The 21,926-nt window shown below is 69.4% G+C and carries 21 protein-coding genes and 1 pseudogene; 9 read left to right on the top strand and 13 right to left on the bottom strand.

All coding sequences use genetic code 11. The features are described 5' to 3' along the window. Nucleotides 1-44: 44 nt before the first annotated feature. The 4 genes from HUG10_RS03645 to tbsP form a co-directional block, all read right to left on the bottom strand. Nucleotides 45-1,535: a bifunctional metallophosphatase/5'-nucleotidase gene (locus HUG10_RS03645; RefSeq protein ID WP_179168263.1), complete on the bottom strand. Its 1,491-nt coding sequence runs from the start codon at nt 1,533-1,535 to the stop codon at nt 45-47. Between the two features lie 254 nt (nt 1,536-1,789). Continuing rightward, nucleotides 1,790-1,972: a hypothetical protein gene (locus HUG10_RS03640; RefSeq protein ID WP_179168262.1), complete on the bottom strand. Its 183-nt coding sequence runs from the start codon at nt 1,970-1,972 to the stop codon at nt 1,790-1,792. A gap of 99 nt (nt 1,973-2,071) precedes the next feature. Beyond that, nucleotides 2,072-3,763 (bottom strand): YcaO-like family protein, encoded by a 1,692-nt coding sequence (locus HUG10_RS03635; RefSeq protein WP_179168261.1) that lies wholly within the window; start codon nt 3,761-3,763, stop codon nt 2,072-2,074. 140 nt (nt 3,764-3,903) lie between these two features. After that, the gene (gene tbsP, locus HUG10_RS03630; protein ID WP_179168260.1) at nt 3,904-4,722 is read right to left on the bottom strand and encodes a transcriptional regulator TbsP; all 819 of its coding nucleotides are present in this window, start codon (nt 4,720-4,722) and stop codon (nt 3,904-3,906) included. A gap of 146 nt (nt 4,723-4,868) precedes the next feature. Here tbsP and HUG10_RS03625 point away from each other — a divergent pair, with 146 nt between their 5' ends. After that, nucleotides 4,869-5,051: a hypothetical protein gene (locus HUG10_RS03625; RefSeq protein ID WP_179168259.1), complete on the top strand. Its 183-nt coding sequence runs from the start codon at nt 4,869-4,871 to the stop codon at nt 5,049-5,051. On the opposite strand, the gene HUG10_RS03620 is transcribed toward HUG10_RS03625, so the two are convergent. Next, a complete protein-coding gene (locus HUG10_RS03620; RefSeq protein ID WP_179168258.1) occupies nt 5,048-7,123 on the bottom strand; it encodes a hypothetical protein in 2,076 nt (691 codons plus the stop codon). The two genes, HUG10_RS03625 and HUG10_RS03620, sit on opposite strands and share 4 nt — an antisense overlap. Before the next feature lie 101 nt (nt 7,124-7,224). On the opposite strand from HUG10_RS03620, the gene glyA reads away from it, so the two are divergent. The 3 genes from glyA to HUG10_RS03605 all read left to right on the top strand — a co-directional run bounded on the left by glyA (nt 7,225) and on the right by HUG10_RS03605 (nt 10,546). Further along, nucleotides 7,225-8,472, top strand: coding sequence for a serine hydroxymethyltransferase (gene glyA / locus HUG10_RS03615; protein WP_179168257.1), 1,248 nt, complete (start codon nt 7,225-7,227; stop codon nt 8,470-8,472). A 138-nt stretch (nt 8,473-8,610) separates the two neighbouring features. After that, the gene (locus tag HUG10_RS03610) at nt 8,611-9,498 is read left to right on the top strand and encodes a tetrahydrofolate dehydrogenase/cyclohydrolase catalytic domain-containing protein (RefSeq protein WP_179168256.1); all 888 of its coding nucleotides are present in this window, start codon (nt 8,611-8,613) and stop codon (nt 9,496-9,498) included. Between the two features lie 106 nt (nt 9,499-9,604). Continuing rightward, nucleotides 9,605-10,546: an alpha/beta hydrolase gene (locus HUG10_RS03605; protein ID WP_179168255.1), complete on the top strand. Its 942-nt coding sequence runs from the start codon at nt 9,605-9,607 to the stop codon at nt 10,544-10,546. Here HUG10_RS03605 and HUG10_RS03600 read toward each other — a convergent pair. Further along, a complete protein-coding gene (locus HUG10_RS03600; protein ID WP_179168254.1) occupies nt 10,543-11,259 on the bottom strand; it encodes a DUF7117 family protein in 717 nt (238 codons plus the stop codon). The two genes, HUG10_RS03605 and HUG10_RS03600, sit on opposite strands and share 4 nt — an antisense overlap. Nucleotides 11,260-11,343: 84 nt before the next feature. Between HUG10_RS03600 and HUG10_RS03595 the strand changes: the two genes are divergently transcribed. Continuing rightward, nucleotides 11,344-11,751 carry a VOC family protein gene (locus HUG10_RS03595; RefSeq protein WP_179168253.1) on the top strand — a complete coding sequence of 136 codons (408 nt, stop codon included), beginning with the start codon at nt 11,344-11,346 and terminating at the stop codon, nt 11,749-11,751. Nucleotides 11,752-11,840: 89 nt separating this feature from the next. Here the strand turns inward: HUG10_RS03595 and HUG10_RS21725 are convergent, their stop codons facing one another. Next, nucleotides 11,841-12,179 carry a hypothetical protein gene (locus HUG10_RS21725; RefSeq protein WP_246310210.1) on the bottom strand — a complete coding sequence of 113 codons (339 nt, stop codon included), beginning with the start codon at nt 12,177-12,179 and terminating at the stop codon, nt 11,841-11,843. Between HUG10_RS21725 and HUG10_RS03590 the strand changes: the two are divergent. Further along, nucleotides 12,060-12,416: pseudogene (locus tag HUG10_RS03590) on the top strand (DUF7528 family protein); the annotation flags it as partial. The gene HUG10_RS21725 and the pseudogene HUG10_RS03590 overlap by 120 nt on opposite strands. Before the next feature lie 166 nt (nt 12,417-12,582). Here the strand turns inward: HUG10_RS03590 and HUG10_RS03585 are convergent. After that, on the bottom strand, nt 12,583-13,023 hold the full coding sequence (locus HUG10_RS03585) for an adenylyltransferase/cytidyltransferase family protein (protein ID WP_179168252.1): 441 nt from the start codon (nt 13,021-13,023) through the stop codon (nt 12,583-12,585). After that, nucleotides 13,020-13,505, bottom strand: a complete 486-nt coding sequence (locus HUG10_RS03580) for a Mov34/MPN/PAD-1 family protein (RefSeq protein WP_179168251.1) — start codon at nt 13,503-13,505, stop codon at nt 13,020-13,022. Before HUG10_RS03580 ends, HUG10_RS03585 begins: the two co-directional genes overlap by 4 nt. 131 nt (nt 13,506-13,636) lie before the next feature. Here HUG10_RS03580 and HUG10_RS03575 point away from each other — a divergent pair, with 131 nt between their 5' ends. Next, nucleotides 13,637-15,544, top strand: coding sequence for a DHH family phosphoesterase (locus tag HUG10_RS03575; RefSeq protein ID WP_179168250.1), 1,908 nt, complete (start codon nt 13,637-13,639; stop codon nt 15,542-15,544). A 1-nt stretch (nt 15,545) separates the two neighbouring features. Here HUG10_RS03575 and HUG10_RS03570 read toward each other — a convergent pair whose 3' ends face one another. Beyond that, nucleotides 15,546-17,162 (bottom strand): phospholipase D-like domain-containing protein, encoded by a 1,617-nt coding sequence (locus tag HUG10_RS03570; protein ID WP_246310209.1) that lies wholly within the window; start codon nt 17,160-17,162, stop codon nt 15,546-15,548. A 70-nt stretch (nt 17,163-17,232) separates the two neighbouring features. On the opposite strand from HUG10_RS03570, the gene HUG10_RS03565 reads away from it, so the two are divergent. After that, nucleotides 17,233-17,472, top strand: a complete 240-nt coding sequence (locus HUG10_RS03565; protein WP_179168249.1) for a hypothetical protein — start codon at nt 17,233-17,235, stop codon at nt 17,470-17,472. A gap of 71 nt (nt 17,473-17,543) precedes the next feature. Here the strand turns inward: HUG10_RS03565 and HUG10_RS03560 are convergent, their stop codons facing one another. Both HUG10_RS03560 and HUG10_RS03555 read right to left on the bottom strand, forming a co-directional pair. Further along, nucleotides 17,544-18,845 (bottom strand): HEAT repeat domain-containing protein, encoded by a 1,302-nt coding sequence (locus HUG10_RS03560; RefSeq protein WP_179168248.1) that lies wholly within the window; start codon nt 18,843-18,845, stop codon nt 17,544-17,546. A gap of 21 nt (nt 18,846-18,866) precedes the next feature. Further along, nucleotides 18,867-20,621 (bottom strand): sensor histidine kinase, encoded by a 1,755-nt coding sequence (locus HUG10_RS03555; protein WP_179168247.1) that lies wholly within the window; start codon nt 20,619-20,621, stop codon nt 18,867-18,869. Between the two features lie 399 nt (nt 20,622-21,020). Between HUG10_RS03555 and dpsA the strand changes: the two genes are divergently transcribed. Then, nucleotides 21,021-21,587 carry a DNA starvation/stationary phase protection protein DpsA gene (dpsA, locus tag HUG10_RS03550; protein WP_179168246.1) on the top strand — a complete coding sequence of 189 codons (567 nt, stop codon included), beginning with the start codon at nt 21,021-21,023 and terminating at the stop codon, nt 21,585-21,587. 171 nt (nt 21,588-21,758) lie between these two features. Here dpsA and HUG10_RS03545 read toward each other — a convergent pair whose 3' ends face one another. After that, a complete protein-coding gene (locus tag HUG10_RS03545) occupies nt 21,759-21,911 on the bottom strand; it encodes a hypothetical protein (RefSeq protein WP_179168245.1) in 153 nt (50 codons plus the stop codon). Nucleotides 21,912-21,926 lie beyond the last annotated feature (15 nt).

Here is a 21,926-nt window from a genome sequence, read left to right as displayed (position 1 = left end):
CGTACTGCACGGCGGACCGACTAAACCCTACTCCTCTCGGAGCCCTACTCGTCCGTCGGTTCGGCGAGGACGCCGGTCGCGTCCTCGTTCTCCCCCTCGCCGGCGACCCTCCCCGCCCGAACACCGCCGCTCACCCGCCGGATGCGCCCCTCGATCCGGGCGTCGAGTCCATGGTCGCGGATGTACTCGGCCAGCACGTCGTGCTGGATGCCGTGTTCGGCCGCCCGGTGGCGTTCCTCGATGGCGGGGAACTCGTGATCGGAGTGCAGGAGGTACTCCGGGGTGGCGACCCGGTAGGTTCCGTCCGGGTCCACGGGTTCGCCCGCGACGCGCGCCTCCAGGAGTTCCCGTTCCGAGTCGTCCCAGACGATCTCCGCCCCGCTGACGTGCCCGTGCCACCAGTGCGGTTCGCCGAAGTCGACGACCGCGGCCGACATCTGTCGGAAGGCGTCGAGCAGTTCCGCGCCGGTGAGTTCGACCGTGACGACCGGCTCCTCGAACGGAACGGTGCTGATCAGGTCGGCGAGGGTGACGTCCCCCGCGAGGTCGTCGCCCAGCCGGATTCCCCCGGCGTTCTGGAGCCCCACGTCCGCGTCCGCGGCGTACCGGTACGCGTCGGCGACGAGGTTCCCGACGCGGGACTCGCCGCCGTGGATGGTCCCCTCGGTGCGCTCGATCGGCTCGTCCACGTGGCCGACGACCTGGTCCAGCCCCGCCGCGTGCATCCGTTCCCGGAGCGCGTCCGCGAGGCGCTCGTTCGGCGACCAGTCGCTCGGGTCGTGACGCGTCGCGGTCGCACCGTCCCCGGTCAGTTCGATCTCGAGGACCGCCTCCCCGTTGACGCCCGGCCGGGTGCAGAGCACGCCATCGACCTCCTCGGCCCGTTCCGTGTGGACGTGTCCGCCGAGCACGAGGTCCACGTCGGCCCGGCGCGCCAGTTCGTCGTCCCCGCCACCCAGGTGCGAGGCCGCGACCACGTGATCGACACCCTCCGAGCGGAGCAGCCCCGCAGCGCGCTCGGCGGCCTCGTACGGGTCTGTGAACGCCAGGTCGGCCGCCATCGGGTTCAGCGAGTCGGTCGCGGGGTCGGTGACGCCGAATACGCCGACGTCGGCCCCGGCGACGGTCTCGACTGTCCACGGGACGACGCCCTCGGCTGCGCCGAACACCGAGTCGAGTTCGTCGCCGCTATCGGCTCCCAGGGGTACTTCCGGTACCTCTCCCGGCCCGTCGTAGACGTTCGTGCTCACCCACGTCTGGGGCGAATCCGCGACGAGTTCGCGCGTGGCGTCCGGGCCGAAGTCGAAGTCGTGGTTGCCGAACGTCTCGACCGTCGCGTCGATGGCGGTGAAGAATTCGAGCGCCTGCCGGCCGCGGGCGACGAGCGCGAGCACACCCGGGGCGGTGTTGTCGCCGGTGCCGACGACGAGCGCGTCGGGTCCGTGGAGGTCCGAGATGCAGGCCGCCAGGCGACCGGCCCGCTCGGGGTCGTCGTAGACGTTCTCGATGTCGGAGTAGTGGAGGAGACGGACCATGGGGTCGTGCTTCGACGGACCGCGCCCGGTGACAAAACGCCATCGGGACCGGCGCGATGGCGAACGCGCCCGCGTCGAGGCCGGTGCGCTGCCAGATCGATTCGGCACTGAAGCGCCACAGTTCAAGTACAAGGAGTTCGGGTTGTTGCTGATAGCAACGAACCGTAGCACGCCGGGCCTGCTATCGTGTAGGATACCCCGCTCTCCTATCGATCGAGCAACCGGAACGGGGCAACCGAGTAAAGACGTGGAGCTCAGCCGTCGCCGAGCGTCCGGTCGAGCAGCGATCGAATGTCCTGTATCTCCTTCGCGTCGAACCCGAACTCGCCCCGGTCGGGACCGACGAGATAGTAATCGAACTGTTCCCCGTCGTCGCCGTCTCGGATGCCGATCCCCTCCGGGTCACCGAGCAGGAGATCGTCCTTGCGAGTGCTCATCGGTGTTCCTCCACCGTCGAATTCTCCACGGAGCGAGTTAGCCCTTTGCCCCAGTCGGTGTTCGTATCCGAACGACGGGACGACGATCACCGACTCTACCTACGGGAACGGGTGGTACGCGCGGTCCGGTCTCGGCTCGAACCCCATCGACTCCGCGACGCGCGCGAGTCGCTCCCCGAAGAACGGTTCGCCCGTGAACAGGGGCTGGGCTTCGGGAACGAGCACACGGACCCCCTCGAACCCCAGCGCGGCGACGTCGCGGGTGGTGAGCCGAGACGCGTAGGCGTCGAGGTCCGCCGCCCCCAGGTGGTCGAGCACCGCCTCGAGTTCCTCCTCGCCGGAGGTGGTCTCGCTGACGCCGGCGGCGGGGATCGTCGCCTCGGGGTCGACGAACTCCCGTGCCTCCCCGGGGAAGTCGGCGTACGAACCGATGGCGCCCTCCTCCTCGCTCGCCCGTTCGGAGCCCATCGCCCGGAGCTCCATCCAGTTCTGGATCGCCTCCGCCGTTGCGGATGCGGCGGCCGCGCCGGCGTCCAGGTCGGCGGCCGAGCCCATCGCGAACCGCGGCCAGTCACCCTCGCGGTGGACCGCGGCGCCGACGACGGGGACGTCCACGTCCTGGGTGAGGAGCAGCGGCGTGACGGTCAACTCCTCAGCGCGCGCCCGCCGGGCGAGCTCCCGGAACCGCTCGTCCGCTACCTCGAGCCCGAGCGGCTCGAACGTGGAGTACCAGGCCAGCATCGACGCGTCGCGCTCGATCGCCTCGTACAGGCCCGACAGGACGGCCTCGACGGTGGAGTTGCCCAGCCCGAGTCCGGTCGTGATGGTCGGCTTGAACCGCTCCTCGGGCGGGGGGAAGTGGACGAACTCGGCCGGGAGCGAGACGCGCTCGCCCGTCCGGAGGTCGACGCCGGGGACCCACTCGATGCGGTCGTCGGGGTCGGGAATCGGCGTTCCCTCGGGCCGGACGAACCGGTCGATCGGCACCGCGTCGACGAGGCCCTCGGTCGGGGCGGAGCGGAGTTCGGAGGCGCGGTACACCCCCGCGCAGTAGCGCTCCAGCGCCTCGCCGATCGCCTTCGCGTAGGCCGCGTCCCAGTCGGCGGAGACGCCCGCAGCGAACTCGGCGCACCGCGCGTCGGCGAACGCGCTGGTGTCCGTCGTCCGGGCGATGTAGTACGGGAGCGGGAACGACTCGCGCTCGCCGACGTCGGTGACGATTCCGAGGCGGTCGTCGACCGCACCGTCCATCCGGTCGACGGCGTCGTCGAGGTCGACGTCGCGGTACGCGAGTTCGAAGCCCTCGGGCGCCGGGCCGCAGTCACACGTCGGCGAGGGGAGGAACGACCGTTCGGCGCCGGGAACCTCGACGACCGTGCCGCCGAGGTCCTCGCCGGCGAAGTGCTGGATGGTGCGCCGGCCGGCGAGCGCGCCGGCGAAGCGGACGGCGCTCCTCGTCCCCTGCGGCGTCGCGTCCTTCTCGGGAACGTTCGCGCGGACGCGGTCGACGAGGCAATCGTAGCAGCCGGAGTCCTCCGAGAACAGCGTGACGGCGGCGTTGAGCCCCTCGATCGCGCGTCCGCCGACCCCGCCGATCTCGACCGCGACCCACTCGTCGATCAGGGCGTTCGCCGTTCGGAACCGTTCGTCGCCGGTCGTCCCGACGACCGCCGCGAACTCGAAGCCGTCCAGCAGGCCGACCTCGACCTCCATCACGTTCACGTCGACGTCGGAGAACGCGCCTCGAAGCGCCGACGCGGCGGGGTCCGGACCGACGATGGCGATATCCATGCGCGTTCCGACGAACGAGGTGTTGAAAAAGGTGGGCGACAGCGGTCGACCGCGAGTCGGCGGTCGAGTCGCCGTTCGGTCGGGTGCTTCGCGGTCCCGTCGGGAGATTCGGTCAGCGAGGTCGAGTTACGCGCGGCAGTTCAGTTCAGCATGCTGTGGGCGACGCTCGCGAGGCCGCCGGAGTCGGCGCCGCGGAGCTTCTCGTCGCCGAGTTTCAGGCGCAGGCGGGGGCGGCCGACGTCGATAGGCACTTTCTCGGTGTCGATGAGCCCCATGTCCTCGAGGCGGGTCTTCGTCCGGGAGAACGTCGCCTTGGAGGCGATCCCCACGTCCTCGCCCCACTTGCTGATGTCGTAGAGGAGCACGTCGTTCTTCGCGGCGACCAGCAGGCTGATCGTCACCTCGTCGAGGCCGTCGCCGTCGCCGCGCGCGGTCTCGAGGGACGCGAGCACGCCGTCGAAGTCGGCCCGCACGTCGTCGCCGATGTCCTCGGAGAGCGTCGAGCGGACGCGCCCGAGCGGCGGGGTCCGGAGGTTGAACGGCTCCGCCTCGCTCCACACCTCGTGGTACGTCTCGTACGCGTCCGCGATGAACGCGTCGTCCTCTGCGGAGAGCGCGGCCACGTGCTCGCCGGCCGAGACCAGCGCGTAGAGGGACTCCTTCCCGACGAGGAGGGTGTTGTCCGCGCCGTCGCTCAGGTTCCGGAACGTCATGTCGCCGGCGTCGACGAGGTCGGCGGCCGCGGAGGCGACGATGAAGTCGTCCATCACGTCCTTCAGGAGCCCCTCGTCGGCGACGACGTTCAGCGTCGGCAGGTCGTCCTCGTAGTCGGAGCCGATCTCGACCAGCGCCTCGACGACGTCGGCCGAGGGGTCGACGACGACGAGTTCGCTTTCGGATCGCTCGAGCACCGAGCGGAGGATATCATCGGTCGTACCTTCGAGTAAATTCGAGGTCATCGTTATACCTACAGAAGGTCCCGAGAGCTATTTAATACTAACGGGAATACGGGGGAATCAAGCCGTGTACCGTCCGCCGCCTGAAACCGCTGGGACGGTCCGGGATGGTCACAAAGTATATGCCAATCTGCGTGTAGGTGGTCCCCATGGTGAAATCGACGGTCCGAACGCTGCTCGGGTCGCGTCCGGTGCGTACCGTGGCAGCTCACCCACGAACGGTGACGGTTCTGGTGCTCGGCGTGCTGATGCTGGCGATGGGGGGAACGGCGGCGGCCTCGGAGTCCTTCGCCACGACGTTCGGCGAGGGCGTGACGAAGACCGGCCCCTAGTCCAGCAGCCGTTCGGCGACCTCGTCGCGCCAGCGGAGGTCGCCGTCGTAGACGATCGGGTTCTCGGAGTACGAGAGGAACTCCCTGAGCTGTTGCCGTCCGACGATGTACTCCTCCGTCGTGCGCAGGAGGCTGTACCCGTCGTCCCGCCGGAGGTGGCAGTGGTGGGTCGCGCCTGGGAACCGCGGCCCGTCGACGCGGTAGGTGACGGTGAACTCGTCGTCGTCCCCCTCGCCGACGATCTCGGCGTTCGGGGGGACGAGGGTGTCCGTCTGGGTGAGGACGTGAGTGCCGTCGCCGACGACGGCGTAGTCCTTGCCCGTCATGATGCGACGCCGTGCGGCGTCGAGCGCGCGCTCGATACAGTATCCCAGCGTCATCAGCCGCGCGAAGGTGGTCCCGACCGTCGCGGCCTGGCTGTCGAGCACCTCGTTGAAGGTGACGCCGCCGGCGACGCTCCCCTTCCGGACGAGTTCCTCGCCCTCGTAGTACGACCCGCAGGCGTTGAGGAAGAACGTCTGGACGTTCGACTCCTCGATCGAGCGGGCCGAGAGGTACCCGTCCGCACAGCGGAGGCCGTCGGTCTCGCAGTGGCCGATGTAGTGGAGCAGGTCGTGGCGCTCCTCGAACGTCCGCGCGAGTTCGTCGACGGTGAGGTCCTCGCGGATGTCGATGTCGATGTTCAACTCGGCGGCCCGCTCCCGGTAGCGCGCGGCGGCGTCGTCGTACTCCTCGCGCATCGCGCCGTCGTTGAGGATCGCGACGATTGAGATCGGCTCGCCCGCGGCGTCGAGGTACGCGGCGCGGTTCTCGTACGCCTCCGGGAGCGTCTTGAACACGTCTATCGGGACGCCGTCGGCGAGCCAGCCGTGGACGCGGCCGGGCCCGAGGTTCGGTCGGACGAGGTCGATGGACGCCACGTCGCCGGCGGTCCCCCGGTAGAACGCCGACAGCGAGCGGTCGAGCCACTCGTTGTCCGCGAGCTCGTCGGCGTCCGGGAGGAAGACGAACGGGACCTCCTCGAGCAGGTACGGGAGCGTCCCCACGTGCGAGTAGCTCGGTTCGACGTACATCGAGAGGTGCCAGTCCGGGAGCCGGTCCGAGACGTCCTCGAACGGCGCGTCGAGGTAGCGTTCGACGCGCTCTGCGAACGGCGATTCGTACGTCGTCTCCGCGTCGATGCTGAGCGCGTCGAGGTGTTCCGCCTCGTCGAGATCCTCGCCGTGCGGGCCCGCCGAACGAACGAGACAGTCGCAGAGGAACACGCGCCTGAGGAGGGCGCTCGCCTCGCGCTGGAACAGCGGCAGTTCGGGGAACTCGTGGCTCGTGCCGGGCGCGACCAGTGTCGGTGTCGTCCCGCGTTCGACGGAGACCGTCGCGCCGAGATACGAGGCGAGCGGCGCGCCGGTGAAGAGGTAGCGGAGTTCCGGCGGCAGGCGGAGTTCGAGGTCGGTCGAGTGCAATCGGTCGCGGACCGACCGCGGCACCGACACCTCGTCGCCGAACGCGACCGTCGGCTGCGGCCCGCGCATCGCCGGGAACGTCCTGTCGGGGGTCGTCGTCCGGTAGCCCGCCGGCAGCACCGACAGCGCACGCGCGACGCCTTCCGGTGTGCGCGGCACCGTCACCGTCCCCGTATCGCCGCCGACGCGCGCGTCGAATCCCACCGTGACGGCAGTCGGTTCCGGGAACTCCACGACGAGCCGCTCGTAGTCGACCTGGGAGACGGTGGCGGCGCCGTCGAACCGCACCAGCGCTCGGATGGCCCCGTCGACCGTGAGGACGTACCTCCCGTCCGGGATTGGGACGTCGTCAGGCTGGCTCCCGACGACGTAGGTGTCGTCCCCGTCGAGCGAGCGGACCGTCGCGTGGTACGGCGGAAACGAGAGCGACCGGGTCCTGCCGGAGACGACCGTTTCCGGGATGCGGGCGTCCTCGAACCCGAGGACGTCCAGCCCGCAACCGAGCGAGGGGCCGTCCGCGTCCGGGACCCAGCCGTCGGTCGTGACCGACAGCGAGGTCTTGGCGGCGTCCACGGCGTGGAGGCCGTCCTCGGTCGTCTCGATCTGCATTGGCTAAGACAGGTAGGGTACCCGTTTCATAAAGTCGTGTCGTCGTCGCCGTTTCGGCCGGGAGGGGCGGGGTTTTTGTGTCCATGCGCCGGAGCGCGGATATGGAGTACCCCCAGGTCCGCGAAGTCGACCCCGCCGTCGCAGACGCCCTCGTCGGCGAGGTCGACCGCCAGCGGGAGACGCTGTCGATGATCGCCTCCGAGAACCACGTGTCGAGGGCCGTCCTGGAGGCCCAGGGCAGCGCGCTGACGAACAAGTACGCCGAGGGGTACCCCGGCGCCCGGTACTACGCGGGCTGCGAGTACGCCGACGAGGTGGAGGAACTCGCGATCGAACGCGCGAAGGAGCTCTGGGGCGCGGAACACGTCAACGTCCAGCCCCACTCGGGAACCCAGGCGAACATGGCCGTCTACCTCGCGATGCTCGACCCGGGCGACCGCATCCTCTCGCTCGAACTGAACCACGGGGGCCACCTCAGCCACGGACACCCCGCCAACTTCACCGGCCAGTTGTACGAGGTTGAACAGTACAAAGTGGACGAGGAGACCGGCTACATCGACTACGAACTGCTCGCCGAGCAGGCCGAGGAGTTCGACCCGGACATCGTCGTCTCCGGCTACTCGGCGTACCCGCGCGAGGTCGAGTGGGAGCGGGTCCAGGACGTCGCCGACTCGGTCGACGCCTACCACCTGGCGGACATCGCCCACATCACCGGCCTCGTCGCCGCCGGCGTCCACGAGTCGCCCGTCGGCGTCGCCGACTTCGTCACCGGCTCGACCCACAAGACCATCCGCGCGGGCCGGGGCGGCATCGTGATGACGAGCGAGGAGCACGCCGACGATATCGACTCGGCGGTGTTCCCCGGCGGGCAGGGTGGCCCGCTGATGCACAACATCGCCGGCAAGGCGGTCGGCTTCGGGGAGGCGCTCCAGCCGGAGTTCGAGGAGTACGCCGAGCAGGTCGTCGCCAACGCGGAGGCGCTCGCCGAATCGTTCGCTGACAACGGCTTCGAGGTCGTCTCCGGCGGCACCGACACCCACCTCGTGCTCGTCGACCTCCGCGAGTCGCACCCGGACGTGTCGGGCGGCGACGCCGAGGACGCGCTCGCGGACGCGAACGTCGTCCTCAACGCGAACACGGTGCCGGGCGAGACGCGCTCGCCGTTCGACCCGTCGGGCATCCGCGCGGGCACGCCGGGGCTCACGACCCGCGGGTTCGACGAGGACGACCTCCGAGAGGTCGGCGACCTTATCTACCGCGTCGTCGACGACGTCGAGGACGAGTCGGTAATCGCCGACGTCCGCGACAGGGTGGCCGAACTCACCGACGCACACCCCCTGTACGAGTAGGACCAGGTCGAGGGAGCGGGAGGGGACGACCCTCGAACCGACCCGGACGATGCACATTCTTGCGTATATTCGTTCGAACTACTCGTTCGATATGCACCATCCAGAGGATACTTACGCTTCGCGGGCGCCAGTCGAGGTATGACCGACGTCATCGACGGCAACGCGGTCGCCGCCGACATCCGCGAGGGCGTGACCGAGTGCGTCGACGTGCTCGAGGACTCCGGCGTGCGACCGGGGCTCGCCACGGTCCTGATGAGCGACGACCCCGCGAGCGAGACGTACGTCTCGATGAAGCAGCGCGACTGCGAGGAGGTCGGAATCGAGGGCATCCACGTCGACGTGGACAACGACGCCCCCGCGCAGGAACTGTACGACACCATCGAGTCCCTCAACGACGACGACGCCGTCCACGGCGTGCTCGTCCAGAAGCCGTTCGTCGACCAGGTCGACGAACGGCGCGTCCTCCGCACCATCGACCCCGTGAAGGACGTCGACGCGTTCCACCCGGAGAACGTCGGCCGACTCGTCGCGGGCGACCCCCTGTTCAAGCCCTGCACGCCCCACGGCATCCAGCGCCTCCTCGCCGCCGCGGACGTCGACCCGGAGGGGAAGGAGGCGGTCGTCGTCGGCCGGTCGGACATCGTCGGCAAGCCGATGGCGAACATGCTGTTCGGTCGGGACGAGGGCGGGAACGCGACGACGACGGTGTGTCACTCGCGGACCGCCGACCTCGCCGAGCACACCCGCCGGGCCGACATCGTCGTCGCCGCCGCGGGCGTGCCCGAGTTCATCACGGGGGACATGCTCTCGGAGGGTGCGGTAGTCGTCGACGTGGGCATCAATCGCGTCGAGCGCAACGGCGAGTCCACGCTCGTCGGCGACGTCGCATTCGAGTCCGCGAAGGAGAAGGCGAGCGCCATCACGCCCGTCCCCGGCGGCGTCGGGCCGATGACGCGCGCGATGTTGCTATACAACACCGTGAAGGCGGCGGGGCTGGAGGCGGACGTGGACGTCCCGCTCCCGTAGTCGGCCCTCGCGTGCTTCCGAACTGTCGCAGCGACCTCACTGGGGACCCGCAGTACCGGCCGAACCGTCACCTCGTTTTATCGAGGCGGGACCCGTGGGCGGGGGTATGGACCGCGCGAACGAACCGGATTCCGAGGTGCGATCGCTCCTCTCGACGCTCGACTCGATGGACGTGCCGGCGCTGTCGGACCTCCCACCCGAGCAGGCCCGCGAACTGTTCGACGAGCTGCGATCGGCGCCGACCGACGTCCCGGACCTCGCCGACGTTCGCGACGAGACGATACCCGGCCCCGGCGGTGACCTCCCGGTTCGCGTGTACCGACCGGAGGGTGAGGGACCGTTCCCGACGCTGGTGTACGTCCACGGCGGCGGCTGGGTCATCGGCTCGCTCGACTCGTACGACGGGGTGTGTCGGGTGCTCGCCGCGGAGGCCGAGTGCGTGGTCGTCTCCGTCGACTACCGGCTCGCGCCGGAGAACCCGTTCCCGGCGGCCGTGGAGGACGTCCGGGCCGCGACGGAGTGGGTCGCCGGCGATCCGACCGCGGTCGACGGGGACGGGACCGTCGCCGTCGGCGGGGACAGCGCGGGCGGGAACCTCGCGGCGGTCGCGAGCCTGCTGGCGCGTGACTTCGACGGCCCGGACCTCGCACATCAGACCCTCATCTACCCGATCACGGCCCTCCCCGGCGAGTTCCCCTCCTACGAGCAGAACGCGACGGGCTACTACCTCGAACGGGCGGACATGGACTACTTCGTCGACCACTACTTCCGGAGCGACCTCGAGGCGTACAACCCCTACGCGATGCCCCTGGAGGCGGCCGACCACTCGGACCTCCCGCCGGCGACGGTCCTCACCTGCGGGTTCGACCCGCTCCGCGACGAGGGGATGGCGTACGCCGACGCCCTCGAGGACGACGGCGTGGCCGTCGAACGGCTTCACTACCCCGGGCTCATCCACGGTGCGGCAGGCATGCTCGGCGAACCGGGCCTCGACGCCGCACGGGACCTCCTCGAGGACGTCGCCGCCGACCTTCAGGGCTCCTTCTAGGGCTCCCCCGAACCGTCCAGGAGGTCCCGCGCATCCGCGAGCGCGTCCGCGTCGTCGACGATGAGATACCGGCCGAGTTCCCGTGCGGCAGCGACCAGATCGTCCGCTTCCGCGGGTTCCACGTCGCCGCCGAGCGCCTCGATCCGCTTGGCACGCTCGCGGACGGAGCCGAGGACGCGCCGGGCCTCCCGGTCCGGCGACCCGTCGAGGAACGTCGACACGTCGCCCCTGTAGGTCAGTACCACCGACGCGGCGGCCAGCCCCCGGGCCTCGCGCAGACGGGGAGGGACGTCCGTGGCGGCCGGTCGCTCGCCCGTGTCCGTCGCCCGGAGCAGCGACGTGACGTACCACTCCTCGTCGTCGGTCGGGTCGCGGAGGCGGCCGTACAGATCGGCGGCCTGCAGCAGTTCGGCCGCGGCGAGGTAGGCATCGTCGAGCGGTTTCAGCTCGCCGGCGCGGATGAAGCCCCGCTTTCGGAGGTACGACCGGCAGGCATCCTTTATCTCGTCGGCGAGGTCCCGGAACGGTTCGTCGTCGAGCCGAGCGAGCACCGGGTCGAGGTCGAGTTCCGCCGGCGCGTCGGTGTGCTGCTTCCGGTCGCCCGTCCCGACGCTCCGCAGGCTCCCGCAGTTCGGGCACGCGACGCTCCCCGTCTCGAAGTAGGACCACCGCGCGCCGCACTCCTTGCACTCGCGCTCGCCGCGAACCTCCATGGCCGGTCGTACCGGTCCCGCCCTCAAAAACCACCCGTCGGGACGGCGCGAACCTACTTGTCGTCGGGCGGCGTTACGCCTCGCATGACGCCCACGGAGTTCTACCACGTCGCGATTAAAGCGGACGACGTCGCGGCGACAGCCGAGTTCTACGAGAGGCAGTTCGGCGCCGAGGTGTTCGACCGCGGGATCCCCGACGAGGGCGAGGACGGGGACGAGAACGCCGTGGAGTACGCCGCCCTGGAGATCGCCGACAAGCGCCTCTACGTCTTCGACCGGCCGCCGTACGAGGCGTCGGGGCTCGTCGAGGACCTCCCGACGGGGCTGCTCCACTTCGGCTTCGTCGTCGAGGACGTGGACGCCGCCCGCGCGGACCTCGGCGAGGCGGGCGTCGAGTTCGTCATGGAGCCGACCGACTTCGGCGACCTCCGCATCGCGTTCCTCCTCGACCCGACGGGGACGTTGGTGGAACTCATCGAACATCTCGAGTGAACCGGTCCGGTGACCGGCGTACTTCCACGGCGCAGTAATCGCTTCGACAGCCCCGACGCGACGGCAAGGAACCTGTACGACCGCTCCCTTTATCTTGTCGGGGCGTCGCGTACCGGGTACCATGCAGACGGATTCCACGCCGTCGGCGGAGGATAGAGGAAGTCGCCACCAGGCGACTGGTCGAGAAATCGGCCGACACGAGTTCTAACTCTGGGACCGACGTCGACGCGTCGACGGACCCGAACGGCGATGTACTGCTCGAGTTCGACGGTACACAGCGACGGCTCTCGCGCGAGGCGGCGTGCGCGCTGCGCGACGACCTCGCGGACGCGCTCACCCGACGACGCGAGTTCCTCTACACCGCGGGCGAACACCGCGAGGACGGGAGCTACGTCGTCGAGCGTCGCGCCGCGGACTCGGCGGGCCACAGCAAGGTGTTCGAACGGTTCATCGCGCTAGAGCGGCTGTACGGCCGCCTCCCCAGCGAGTTCACGGCCGAGGAGGTCGGTCGGACGGGGCTCACGGGCGGCAGGCGACACATGCTCTTGCGCCACTTCGCCGAACACCCGGTGTTCGACTGCGAACTGGTCTCGAGACAGCCGCTGACGGTCAGGAAAGCCGAGGAGGAAGCGGTCGAGTCCGATCCGACGGAAACCGGATCGGCCGAGGCCGATTTCGCCGAATCCGACCCAGGGGGCACCGTACCTACCGGAGCCGACCCCGTGACTGTACGCGCGTCGAAGGAGGTGGACGTCTCGGGGGACTGATCCCGCGGCGCGGCAGCGCTCTCGTCGGGATCTCGGTGGGTCGCCGACGGGACGGCGAGGCGGGTTAGCCGTGTCTCTCGACCAGTTTCGCGACGATCTCCTTCGTCGAGAGCAGTTCGCCGTCGTACCGGGGTTCGCGGGCCGACGCGCGGACGACCTCGGCGTCGAGGCCGCGGTCGCGCAGCGCCGTGCGGATCGCATCGTCGTCGTGGTGCTGGTCGAACCCGAGCACTATCACGTCCGGGTCGATCTCGCGGACCGGGACGAAGAAGTCCTCCGGGTGGCCGAGGTGCGCCTCGTCGACGATCGAGAGCGCCCCGACCATGTCGCGCCGCTGGCGGTCGGGGCAGACGGGTGCCGACTTGTGCGTGACGTTCTTCGCACGCGAGACGATGACGTGGAGTTCCTCCCCGCGGTCCGCCGCTTCCTCGAGGTAGTGGAGGTGACCGGGGTGGAGGATGTCGAACGTTCCCTGCGCGAGCGCCCGGCGCGGCTCCCCGCTCATTCGTACAGCTCCGCGTCGATGTCCGACTGGTCGAAGTCGAAGAACTCGTCGTCGGACGGGAGCGCGACGTTGAGCACCTCCAGTTCCCGGGTCTCGCCGTCCGAGTCGAACGCCCGCCAGCAGTCGCGGTCGTAGGGGGCGCCCATGATGACGTGAACGTCGCCGGCGTGGAACGTCGAGAGGTCCTGGTTGGAGGGGCGGAGCACGCCGTTCGGGTGGGAGTGGATCGACCCGACGGCCTTCGACCCGTTCGGGATGAAGTTCTCGCGGACCGTCGCGCTCTCGGGCGAGGAGGTCGTCCCCGGGATGACGAGCACGTCGGTGATGACGGTGCCCTCGCGCGCGAGGTTCAGTTCGGCGGCGTCGGTCCCGCGGAGGAACCCCATGTACTCGTTCGGGTGGGTCTCGCTGGCCGCCTCCAGCGCGAACTCCAGCGTCTCGGCGGCGATGCCGAGCACCTCGCCCGACCGGAACAGTCGCATACTCTTCCGTGGGTCCGAGTGCCTTCTAAGGGTATCGATGGGTGCAGCCGCGGAGTCGGCGGACGGACGGGACCGCGCGACCGGACGGCCAGATTACAAGCCTTATACGCCGCCTCACCCTACCCACGGTCATGACCGACTCAGCCGCCGGGGATTCCGGCGACACCCGGGACGATTCGAGTCCCGTCGTCTACGACCTCGACTCCGACTGCTCGCTCGCGGACGTCGAGGTCGGCGAACACTACCGCGCGACCGTCAACGGCGTCGTCGATTACGGTGTCTTCGTCGACATCTCGGAGAAGCTCTCGGGGCTCGTCCACGAATCGAACATGGACGGCGAATCGTTCGAACTGGGCGACGAACTCGTCGTCGTCCTGGAGGAGGTGAAGGGGAACGGCGACATCTCCTTCGGCCTGGCCGAGGACGACGAGTACCGAACGGTCTCCGTCGAGCACGAACCGGAGATCACGACCGTCTCGCGCCTGCAGATCGGCCGCGAGGTGACTGTCGAGGGCGAGGTCGTCCAGATCAAGCAGACGGGCGGCCCCACCATCTTCCACGTCGGCGACGAGTCCGGTATCGTCGCGGCGGCGGCGTTCGAGGAGGCGGGCGTCCGAGCCTACCCCGAGATCGACGTCGGCGACCTGGTCCGCGTCGCCGGCACGGCCGAGGAACACGACGGTGCCCTCCAGCTCGAGGCCGACGCCGTCACGGTACTCGAAGACGAGACAGCAGCGACCGCTCGCGAACGGCTCGACCGGGAGCTCGCCGAGCGCGCCGAACCGGCACAGGTCGAACCGCTCGTGGAGTGGGACGCCTTCGAGAAGCTCCGCCCCGACCTCGAGGAGGTCGCGACGCTGCTCCGCCGGACGGTGCTCGAGGGACGCCCCATCCGCATCCGCCACCACGCCGACGGCGACGGGATGTGCGCCGCGATCCCCGTCCAGCTCGCACTCGAGAACTTCATCCGCTCGGTTCACGCCGACTCCGGTGCCGCGCTCCACCACCTGAAGCGCCTGCCGAGCAAGGCCCCGTTCTACGAGATGGAGGACGTCACGCGCGACCTCAACTTCGCGCTCGAGGGCCGGGCGCGCCACGGGCAGAAGCTCCCGTTCCTCCTGATGCTCGACAACGGCTCGACCGAGGAGGACGTGCCGGCGTACAAGAACCTCGCGCACTACGACATGCCCATCGCGGTCGTCGACCACCACCACCCGGACCCCGACGCCGTGGACGACCTGCTCGACGCCCACGTGAACCCGTACCTCCACGACGAGGACTACCGCATCACGACCGGCATGATGTGCGTCGAACTGGCGCGGATGATCGACCCAGACGTGACCGACGACCTCCGTCACGTCCCCGCAGTCGCCGGCCTCTCCGACCGCTCAAAGGCGGAGGTCATGGACGAGTTCGTCGAGCTCGCCGGGACGGTCGGCTACGACCGCAGGGAACTGGAGGACGTGGGCGAGGCGCTCGACTACGCCGCCCACTGGCTCCGCTACAGCGAGGGCAAGACCCTGGTGAACGACGTGCTCAACGTCGGCTGCGAGGACGAGGAGCGGCACGAGGAGCTCGTCGACTTCCTCGCGGCGCGCGCCGAGGAGGACGTCGACCGCCAGCTCGAGGCCGTCGAACCGCACGTCGAACACGAGACGCTCGAGTCCGACGCCCACCTCTACCGCGTCGACCTCGAACGCTTCGCTCACCGCTTCACCTACCCCGCGCCGGGCAAGACCACGGGCGAGCTCCACGACCTGAAGGTCCGCGAGCACGGCGAGCCGGTCATCACCATCGGCTACGGTCCGGACTTCGCAGTCCTCCGCTCGGACGGCGTCCGGCTCGACATCCCGCAGATGGTCACCGAACTGAACGAGGAGATCGTCGGCGGCGGCGTCTCCGGCGGCGGCCACCTCGTCGTCGGCTCCATCAAGTTCGTGAAGGGCCGACGGGAGGACGTCATCGACGCGCTCGTCGAGAAGATGGGCGACGCGGCCATCGACGAGGAGCTCTCCACGACGGTCAGCATCGGCGAGTAGCTCACGCGAACTCGATCCTCCGTCGGGCGTACAGTACCGTCGCGGCCGCGACGCCGACACCGACGAGCAGCAGGGACCGCGGAACCGCGTCGCTCCCGGCCCGCCAGTCCGCCTCGAACACCTCGCGGTAGTACGTGGCGACCTCCGGCCCGCGAAGCGCCACTGCGACCTCCCGGTTCTCACGCGCGCTCGTCGGATTCCAGTTCAGCGAGCCGACGACGGCGACGTCGTCCGCGACGACCCCCTTGGCGTGGATCTTCCCGTACCGTCCGGCTGGGTCGGCAAGGCGGGCCTCCAGCGGGAGGCCAGCCCGGTCGGCCCAGCCGTTGAGACGCCCGGCGAGGGCCTCGTTCTCCTCGCGGACGTACCACGCGCTCGAGAGGAGGATCCGGACCTCGACGCCCCTCTCGGCCGCCCGCCGCGTCGCGGTGAGCATCGGTCCGTCCTCGACGGTGGGCTGGACGACGTCCACGCGTTCCGTCGCCGCGTCGACGACGCGGACGACCCCGGTTTCTGCGTTGCCCGGCGCCGTCAGCACTATCGCATTCCGAACCCGGACGTTCGCCGGGCCGAACTGCTGGGCGTACGTCTCGTCAGCAGGTGCCGCCGCCGTGAAGGACCGCCCCGTCCGGTACTCGTCCCACGGTCGGGCGTCGCGCCAGCCGGCGTCGTGTTCGAAGACGGACGCGAGTTCGTCGGCCGCGGCGCGCGAGTCGAGGCGCACGCCCCACCCGCGGCTGTCGGCGCCGCCCGTCCCCGCCGGCTTCCAGTTCTCCGTCAGCACCAGGGCGGTGTCATCCACGACGGCGTACTTGGCGTGATGGTACCGGAAGCGCGCGACGGGACCGCCGAGGGCGTGCACCTCGACGCCAGCGGCGACGAGACGGTCGAGCAGTCGCGCCTGGCGGTCGGTGATCCCCCCGACCGGCGCGTCGTCGACGAGGACGCGCACCCGCACCCCGCGCCGCTCGGCCGCGAGGAGTTCCTCCGTCGCCCGCTCGGACTCGAAGGTGTAGCCGGCAAGCAGGATCCGTCGATCAGCCCCACGAAGTGTGGCTGCTGGCGGACCCGGCGCGTCGGGGAGGACGAACGCCGTCGCGTTCGCCGTTCCGACGGAGGCCGGGTCCCGGGGATGGTAGCCGACCGGTCGCCAGGGAGGGTCGGTGCCACGGAGCCAGGGTTCCCCCTCCGGGGCGGACCCGTACTCGACCGAGTCGACCCGCCGGCCGTTCGCGGTCCCCTCGTGGAGCGTCAGTCGTTCGCCGCCGTTCGCGAGCGACAGCGGGGCGGCCACCACGGATCCCTCGGTTCCGTTCGGGAGGGCGTCGGGCGCCCCCGTGACGACGAGGTATCCAGGGTCGGCGCTCACGGAGACGGTCGACTCCCCGTCGGAGAGCGTCCAGTTTCCGGCCGGCACCCGGAGCCTGACGTACTCGCCGCGGTCGTCCGCCCTCGCCGGGTTCGGATACACCTCGACGATGCGGGGAGCGGACACCGTCGATCCGGCCACGGTCTCGGTGTCGGGGGTCGCCGCGAGGCCGGCCGACGGGGCGACGGCTCCCGGGACGACCGCCCCCAGGACGACCGCGAGCAACAGCAGGCGAGCGGAACGACGCACGGCGGTCCTGGTCCCGTTCCGCTACAAGAAGCTTCGGTGCGCTTTTGCTCCGACACGCCCCCGGCGGGGTATGGTCACGCTCGCCGAGGGACTCACGCTCGCCGGCGCAGCGCTCGGCGTCGTCGGGGGAGTGCTCGTGTTCGTCGAGTTCATGCAGTATCCCTCGTACGTCGAGTACCGCGAGGAGTACGACAGCTACGACATCGACATCGCGCCCCGGGAACTCCGGGAACACACCTGGCTGGGTCGTGCCGGCGGGTTACTCGTCGGCAGCGGCTTCGCGTTGCTGTTCCTGGGCGAGCTGCTGTAGAACGGAAGGGAACTGTCGAACCGCGGGGGGCGATCGGTCGGACGAGGAAGTGGAGACGTGAGCGAGGCTGCTTACGCGGTCGCCCGTTCGGGTTCGCCCTCGTCCGTGTCGAGGGCGTCCCGCGCCTTCTCGGCCTCCGTCTGGACGATGAACGTGCGGTCGTCGACGTGCTCGGCCGCCGCCTCGAGCGCCTCCTCGGTGCCGATCTGCCGGAGCGCCCAGAGCGCCGCCGCGCGGACCGTGTCGCTGTCGTCGTCGGATGCGGCGTCCGCGAGCGGGTCCACGGCGCGGGTGTCGCCGATGAGTCCGAGCGACCGGACGGCCAGCGGGCGGACCTCGTCGTTGTCCATGACGAGCTTGTCGGCGAGCGGCTGGACGGCGTCCTCGTGGCCGATCTCGCCGAGCGCCTTGAACGTCACCTTCTGGAGCGCGGGGTCGGAGTCGGCGTCGACGTACTCGACGAGCGTCTCGACGGCGTCCTCGGCACCCATCTTCCCCAGCGCCCGGATGGAGGGCTTGTCCCGTTTCCCGGCGCGCTGGTGCATCGCCTCGAACGCGCCCTGGTCGTTCATCCGGGTGATGGCCTCGAGCGCGTGCCGCTCCATGAAGTCGGACTGCAGCGAGTCGAGCGCGAGCAGCACCATCTCGACGTTCCCGCGCTTCTCCCACTCCTTCAGGGCGGCCCACTCGGGCGGGAAGTCCTTGTAGTGTCCGAGCACGTCGTAGAACCCCTGCGCCCGAAGCTGCTCGTTCGTCTCCAGGTCGTCCCACTCCTCGGCGTCCTCGAGGTCGTTCCGCAGCTCCTCGGTCGCGTCGAGCAGCGCCGAGATCGTCTCCGCGTCCTCGTCGGGATCGAGATCGGCGTCCTCCACGGCCTCGATGGCCCCGTCGAGGTCGGCGGCGAGTCCCTCGGGCTCCGTCCCGGTCCGGGACAGGTTCGTCTCCAGCTCCCAGTTCACCGCTTCGAGGAAGGAGTCGACGGCCTCGGGGATCTCCTCGGCGCCGTTCTCGGTCCATCGGGTGTCCCGGAGCGTCGCCTGGGCGTCCTCGATGTCCGCGACGACCTCCTCGGCGTACGGGCCGCGCTTCTCCTCGAGTTCGTCCCGGAGCTCCGAGAGGCGGGACTCCAGTTCCTCGCGTGGGTCCTCCGCGTCCTCGTCGTCCTCGTCCGGTTCGGGGAGGTCGGCGGCCTCGAGGTCGGCCTCGACGGCGTCGAGCGTCGTCTCCACCTCGTCGAGGTCGGACTCCGTCTCCGCGTTCTCGAGCGATTCGGCGGCCTCGTCGAGCCGCGCCTCGAGGTCCTCGGGCGACACGACGGGGGCCACCTCGCCCGCCTCCTCGGTCGGGTCCTCGGCGGGTTCGTCGTCACTCATACTCGTGAGTCCGTATGTCGGCTACAAGGGCGTTTCCCTTTCAGCGGGAACCAGTCCGCGGACGGCGAACCGGGCGCCCCCGGATTCAGTCGATTCGAGGTCGACGGTCCAACCGTGCTCCTCCGCGACGTCGCGGACGATCGCAAGCCCGAGTCCGGTGCCGCCGCCGTCCCCCGAGACCCCGTACTCGAACACCGCGTCGCGGTCGTCCTCGTCGACGCCGGGGCCGTCGTCGGCGACGAAGAACCCGACGCTACCACCATCGAGTTCCCCGTCCGCATGGGGGTCCTCGCGCCCATCGAGCAGGCCGACGGTCACCTCTACGTCGCTTCCCGCGTGCTCGACCGCGTTTCGGAAGAGGTTCTCGAACAGCCGCATCGTCCGATCCGGGTCCGCCATCACGACCACGCCCGCGTCCACGTCCAGTCGTCCGCCCGGCTCGACGCGTCCCCCCGATTCGACGCTCTCCCAGGCGCGTCGGGCCAGTTCGTCCAGCGCCACCGGTTCGAGTTCTGGATCGGTTCCCGACCTGGCGAGCGCGAGCGTGTCGTCGACGATCGTGTCGATGCGATCGTGTGCGTTGTGTACCCGTTCGAGCGCGTCCTCGTTCACCTCGTCCTCGGCGAGGACGTCGGTCCAGCCGCGGGCGACGGCCAGCGGGTTCCGGAGGTCGTGGCTGAGAACCGACGCGAACCGATCGAGCCGCTCGTTCTGGCGCTCGAGTTCGGCGGTCTGCTCGGCGAGGCGCTCGCGGTGCCGTTCCTCCTCCGTCACGTCGTGGAAGATGACGACGCGTTCCCCGGCGTCGACGGAGAGCGGCGAGATGCGCACCTCGAAGTGCCACGTTCCGTCCTCGCGGTCGACGGCGATGCGACCGCGTCCCTCCACGACGTCGCCGAAGCGGTCGACGGATTCCGCGTTGAACACCGAGTCCATGTGCCGGCCGACGATCTCGTCCGGCCTGAGCAGTCGTCGGGCGGCGGGGTTGGCGTCCACCACCTTGTCCCGATCGTCGAGGACGACGACGCCCTCGCGCATCTCCTCGACGACGCGGTCCCTCGCGACGGGGACGACGTCGAGGAACCGGTAGTGGAAGAGGCCGATCCAGAGGAGGACGCACGTCACCGGGAACACGAGCGGCGTCACGTCGGCCGGAACGGAGACCAGGCCAGTCACGTAGGCGACGTTCGCCGCCCATGGGAGGGCGACGGCGGCGAGGACGGCGACCGACTGCGACCGGTAGGCGTCCCGTGTCCGGAGCGACCAGTTGACGAACACGCCGGCCCCGACGGCGAGCAACCCGTAGGAGTAGAGGGTGTGGACCCAGAACCACGGCCCGGAAGTGCTGACCACGGTCGTCATGACCCCGTCCTGCGAGATCCCGTGGACCCGCCAGAGGAGGTGGTGGAGGTCGTTCGTCAGGCTGACGAGGAGCGTCGCCGCGGGGACGAGACACATAAGTACGACGCGACGCCGGTTCACCATCCCCGGCCGCCCGACGTACCTGAACGCGAGGACGACCCAGGCGACCGGAACGACGCTGATCGCGAAGTACGTTACACGCTGGGCGACCATCGCCTGGAAGAGCGTCCGGCTCAGGAGGCCAGTGAGGTCGGCGAGCACCCAGAGTGCGACCGCGCCGGTGAGCACGCCGAACGCTCGTCCCCCGGTCCGCTCGTAGTATCGCCACGACGCCACGGCGGTGACGACGCTGGTGACCACGGCGATCCCGAGCAGGGCCAGGTACGTCGCGCTGGCCGATAGTCCGACCGTCATCACGGTCGCTCGCGACCGATCGGCCGCCTGTCGTCGCTCATCGTAGGTACCACGTTCTGCACGACAATTGTACTGAAATGACAGGACCATTACTTAAGTGTAGGCTTCCAGTCGTCAGTTTCGAGAACGCCGCTGCACGGTCCCGAACCCGGAGCGAACCGACGAATCGTGGAGACGGTTCGGATAACACTCCGACGGGGTACTGTTTTGGTCGGGCAAACCCAACGGAAAACGCACCGAAGGACAGAATTCGGCGTCCGCTACCCCCACCTAACTGGTGATCGCGATACTAGCCTACGCTCGCTCGAGTCACAGATGGGGAAATAGTTTTGGCCAATCGAAAACTGGAGTTCTCGTTCGTATAGGTTTAAGTGGCTCCGTGTCCAAGTTACGGACGCAATGAGCACCCAGAAGCACGTTCGCCAGACCCAGGGGACGGTCGAAGGGAGCGAGGCGCTCCGCATGGACGCGGAGAAGGCCGAGCAGATCGTCGACGCCCTCAACACGGACCTGGCGGCGACGTACGTCCTCTACCACCAGCTGAAGAAACACCACTGGAACGTCGAGGGAGCGGAGTTCCGCGACCTCCACCTGTTCCTCGACGAGGCGGCCGAACACGCGGAACTGTTCGCCGACGAGCTCGCCGAGCGGGCGCAGGCTCTCGGCGGCGTCCCGCACGCGAACATGACGACGCTCGCCGAGGCGTCCCCCGTCGAGGCCGAGGACGAGGACGTGTACGACATCCGCACGTCGCTCGCCAACGACATGGAGATGTACGGCGACATCATCGAGACGCTCCGCGAGCACATCGAACTCGCCGAGAACCTCGGCGACCCGGCGACCGCCGAGATCCTCCGCGAGAACCTCGTCCAAGTCGAGGAGGACGCCCACCACGTCGAGCACTACCTCGAGGACGACACGCTCGTCTTCCCCGAGGCGATGGACGCGCCCGTGACGACCGAGTAGGGTCCATTCCTCGCGGTCCGCCCGGTTCGAACGGGAACGGATCGCCTCCGACTCCGCGTTCTTTCCGCACTCGACCGAGTACCGGTGGGTATCGAGAACCGGGAGCTGGTCGGAGAAGTCGTTCGATCAGGACCGACAGGTAGACGAGAGTGGATCCGTTCCGCCGGGACTTCAGCGTTCGACGTCGAGCGTCAGGTCGGTCGATATCCAGCCGTCGCAGTTCCCGTCCTCGGTGAACACCGTTCTCCCCGGGGAACTGCGGAGGGCCGCAACGGCCACTCTTCGTTCCCCCTCGTCCGCGTTCTCGCCGTCGGCGACTGCCATTACCGAAGTTAGGTC

Source organism: Halorarum halophilum (genome assembly GCF_013401515.1).
In the GTDB taxonomy this organism is placed as follows: Archaea; Halobacteriota; Halobacteria; order Halobacteriales; family Haloferacaceae; genus Halorarum; species Halorarum halophilum.
This window is presented reverse-complemented; position numbering and strand designations above follow the sequence as displayed.

What these genes read in the sequence shown, in the direction of transcription:
- HUG10_RS03645 (WP_179168263.1), bottom strand. Translation starts at nt 1,535, where the DNA reads ATGGTCCGTCTCCTCCACTACTCCGACATCGAGAACGTCTACGACGAC.
- HUG10_RS03640 (WP_179168262.1), bottom strand. Translation starts at nt 1,972, where the DNA reads ATGAGCACTCGCAAGGACGATCTCCTGCTCGGTGACCCGGAGGGGATC.
- HUG10_RS03635 (WP_179168261.1), bottom strand. Translation starts at nt 3,763, where the DNA reads ATGGATATCGCCATCGTCGGTCCGGACCCCGCCGCGTCGGCGCTTCGA.
- tbsP (WP_179168260.1), bottom strand. Translation starts at nt 4,722, where the DNA reads ATGACCTCGAATTTACTCGAAGGTACGACCGATGATATCCTCCGCTCG.
- HUG10_RS03625 (WP_179168259.1), top strand. Translation starts at nt 4,869, where the DNA reads ATGGTGAAATCGACGGTCCGAACGCTGCTCGGGTCGCGTCCGGTGCGT.
- HUG10_RS03620 (WP_179168258.1), bottom strand. Translation starts at nt 7,123, where the DNA reads ATGCAGATCGAGACGACCGAGGACGGCCTCCACGCCGTGGACGCCGCC.
- glyA (WP_179168257.1), top strand. Translation starts at nt 7,225, where the DNA reads ATGGAGTACCCCCAGGTCCGCGAAGTCGACCCCGCCGTCGCAGACGCC.
- HUG10_RS03610 (WP_179168256.1), top strand. Translation starts at nt 8,611, where the DNA reads ATGACCGACGTCATCGACGGCAACGCGGTCGCCGCCGACATCCGCGAG.
- HUG10_RS03605 (WP_179168255.1), top strand. Translation starts at nt 9,605, where the DNA reads ATGGACCGCGCGAACGAACCGGATTCCGAGGTGCGATCGCTCCTCTCG.
- HUG10_RS03600 (WP_179168254.1), bottom strand. Translation starts at nt 11,259, where the DNA reads ATGGAGGTTCGCGGCGAGCGCGAGTGCAAGGAGTGCGGCGCGCGGTGG.
- HUG10_RS03595 (WP_179168253.1), top strand. Translation starts at nt 11,344, where the DNA reads ATGACGCCCACGGAGTTCTACCACGTCGCGATTAAAGCGGACGACGTC.
- HUG10_RS03585 (WP_179168252.1), bottom strand. Translation starts at nt 13,023, where the DNA reads ATGAGCGGGGAGCCGCGCCGGGCGCTCGCGCAGGGAACGTTCGACATC.
- HUG10_RS03580 (WP_179168251.1), bottom strand. Translation starts at nt 13,505, where the DNA reads ATGCGACTGTTCCGGTCGGGCGAGGTGCTCGGCATCGCCGCCGAGACG.
- HUG10_RS03575 (WP_179168250.1), top strand. Translation starts at nt 13,637, where the DNA reads ATGACCGACTCAGCCGCCGGGGATTCCGGCGACACCCGGGACGATTCG.
- HUG10_RS03565 (WP_179168249.1), top strand. Translation starts at nt 17,233, where the DNA reads ATGGTCACGCTCGCCGAGGGACTCACGCTCGCCGGCGCAGCGCTCGGC.
- HUG10_RS03560 (WP_179168248.1), bottom strand. Translation starts at nt 18,845, where the DNA reads ATGAGTGACGACGAACCCGCCGAGGACCCGACCGAGGAGGCGGGCGAG.
- HUG10_RS03555 (WP_179168247.1), bottom strand. Translation starts at nt 20,621, where the DNA reads ATGACGGTCGGACTATCGGCCAGCGCGACGTACCTGGCCCTGCTCGGG.
- dpsA (WP_179168246.1), top strand. Translation starts at nt 21,021, where the DNA reads ATGAGCACCCAGAAGCACGTTCGCCAGACCCAGGGGACGGTCGAAGGG.
- HUG10_RS03545 (WP_179168245.1), bottom strand. Translation starts at nt 21,911, where the DNA reads ATGGCAGTCGCCGACGGCGAGAACGCGGACGAGGGGGAACGAAGAGTG.